The sequence below is a fragment of the Devosia elaeis genome (assembly GCF_001650025.1).
In the GTDB taxonomy this organism is placed as follows: domain Bacteria; phylum Pseudomonadota; class Alphaproteobacteria; order Rhizobiales; family Devosiaceae; genus Devosia; species Devosia elaeis.
This window is the reverse complement of record NZ_LVVY01000004.1, coordinates 1-2,621: the sequence shown is the minus strand read 5'-3', so window position 1 is coordinate 2,621 and position 2,621 is coordinate 1. Positions and strand designations below refer to the sequence as shown.

General features: G+C 63.4%; 2 protein-coding genes. One reads left to right on the top strand and one right to left on the bottom strand.

Translation table 11 applies throughout. The features are described from left to right. Positions 1 to 163: 163 nt before the first annotated feature. Positions 164 to 577 carry a tellurite resistance TerB family protein gene (locus tag A3840_RS00880; protein ID WP_067450486.1) on the bottom strand — a complete coding sequence of 138 codons (414 nt, stop codon included), beginning with the start codon at positions 575 to 577 and terminating at the stop codon, positions 164 to 166. Positions 578 to 721: 144 nt separating this feature from the next. Here A3840_RS00880 and A3840_RS00875 point away from each other — a divergent pair, with 144 nt between their 5' ends. After that, entirely contained in the window at positions 722 to 2,332 is a 1,611-nt protein-coding gene (locus tag A3840_RS00875) for a lysine--tRNA ligase (protein WP_067450482.1), read from the top strand. Positions 2,333 to 2,621: the final 289 nt, after the last annotated feature.

Genomic DNA, 2,621 nt, shown 5'->3' with positions numbered 1-2,621 from the left:
CACACAAGCCCGAGGGTGACGAGCGGTGGGTGGGGTGGTTCAGTTATCCACTGATGGTCCACCTCCCCCTTGACGGGGGAGGATGGGAGGGGGTGCCGGCAAGCACAAGACATTTGCCCCTATGCGATAGCCCTACCCCAAGCGGACGAAGACCGGCCAATGACTAGCCCGGCAATTTCCGGTGCCGGGCGCGCGCCGCCACTTCGATGGCCGCCGTGGTCAGCCGGTCCAGGCTCAGCTTGTCGCGCAGCATTTCCAGGAAGCGCAATTCCTCCTGTTCGAGATGCAGGTCCACCGCCGTCACTTCCACCGCTAGCGCATAGGCCGTGTCCTGCAGCTTGGCGGGCAGGGCGGCAATGGCCTCGTCCAGCACCCGGTCGAGCCCGTCCGGCCCGTTGAGCACGTCGGCGCATTGATTGGCCACCTGGGTCAGCCGGCCCTTGTCGAAGCCGTCGAAGACCGGCAGCCGCTCGATCAGCGCGGTGATCCGGGTCAGTTCCCGCTCGGTGATGGCGCTGTCGGCACTGGCGGCGACGATCATCACATGGATGAGCGCGTCGTGGATTTGGCTGGTCATGGGGCGTTTCCGCTTTGGCAAAACTGTTCAAGAACTAGGGCCTGGGCCGGCCAGGCGCAACCACCTGCGACATTGACGCGAGACCCCAGAAGGTGCACACACCCTCCCCTGTCTTCCCTGAAATGCCCGAAAGGCCGCCCGCCCGTGTCGCCCGCCGCTTTGCCCGTCCTTGACCCATCCTTTTTCGAGCCCGCGCAGAATGCGCGCGCCTGGCCGTTCGAGGAAGCGCGCAAGATCGTCAAACGGCTGGAAAAGTCGGGCAAGGGCGAAGCCCTGTTCGAGACCGGCTATGGTCCTTCGGGCCTGCCCCATATCGGCACGTTCGGCGAAGTGGCCCGCACCACCATGGTGCGCACCGCCTTCCGCCTGCTCACCCGCGACCAGGTGCCCACAAGGCTGATCTGCTTTTCCGACGATCTCGACGGCATGCGCAAGATCCCCGACACCGTCCCCTCCAAAGAGGCGATGGAGCCGCATCTGCAAAAGCCGCTGACCGCCGTGCCCGATCCCTGGACCAATGAATATGCCAGCTTCGGCGACCACAACAACGCCATGCTGCGCCGCTTCCTCGATACGTTCGGCTTCGACTACGAATTCGCCAGCGCCACCGACTATTACAAGTCCGGGCGCTTCGACGCCGTGCTGCTGCGCGCCGCCGAGCGCTATGACGACATCATGAAGGTGATGCTGCCCACGCTCGGGGCCGAGCGGCAGGCCACCTATTCGCCCTTCCTGCCCATTTCCCCCATTTCCGGCCGCGTGCTCTATGTGCCGATGAAGGAGGTCAATGCCAAGGACGGCACGATCACCTTCACCGACGAGGATGGGCGCGACACCACCGTTCCGGTCACCGGCGGCCATGTGAAGATGCAGTGGAAGCCCGATTTCGGCATGCGCTGGGCGGCGCTCGACGTCGATTTCGAGATGTTCGGCAAGGACCACCAGACCAACCAGCATATCTATGACAAGATTTGCTCGATCCTGGGCGGCACCCCGCCCGAGCACTATGTGTTCGAACTCTTCCTCGATGCCGAAGGGCAGAAGATTTCCAAGTCCAAGGGCAATGGCCTCACCATCGACGAATGGCTGACCTATGCGGCCACCGAAAGCCTGGGGCTCTACATGTTCCTCAAGCCCCGGGTGGCCAAGCGCCTGCATTTCGACGTCATTCCGCGCCAGGTCGACGATTATTATGCCCACGTCGCCGCCTATCAGGGCCAGGATGCCGCCGCGCGCCTCGAAAACCCGGCCTTCCATGTCCATTACGGCGATGTGCCCAATCCCGATGTGCCGCTGAGCTTCGCGCTCCTGCTCAACCTGGTCGCCACGGCCAATGCGCAGGACACCAAGGTCATGTGGGGCTTCATCTCGCGCTATATTCCGGGCGCCAGCCCGACCACCCATCCCGAGCTCGACAAGCTGGCGGCCTATGCGGTCCGCTACTTCAACGACAAGGTCAAGCCGCTCAAGACCTATCGCGCCCCCACCGAACAGGAACGCGCGGCCCTTCTCGATCTGCATACCCAGCTCGAAGCCTATGCCGGCTCCACCGATGCCGAGGCCTTGCAGAACCTGGTCTATGAAATCGGCAAGGCGCACAATTTCGAGCCGCTACGCGACTGGTTCAAGGCCATCTACCAGGTGCTGCTCGGCGACGATCAGGGCCCTCGTTTCGGCTCCTTCATCGCCCTTTACGGCGTCGGCGAAACCCGGCACCTCATTGCCGACGCCCTGGACGGGAAGCTGCTGGCTTGAGGAAACGGCAAGGCGCCCATTCTTCCGCCGGTCACCCCCGCCCGCCGAACGGCCCTCGGGTCGAGCCCGAGCGTTCTTTGTTTTGAATGCGCCACAAACGCCCTCGGGTCAGGCCCGAGGGTGACGATCCGTGGGTGGGGGCGGTTCAGTTATCCACTGATGGCCCCCTTACCCTCTTAAGGTGAGTAAGCAAAAGGCCCGCGCTTCCAGCTAATGTGGGCTGCTTTAAGCGCATCGAACCCAACCCCAATCGTCACCCTCGGGCTTGACCCGAGGGTTCTTCGTGCAT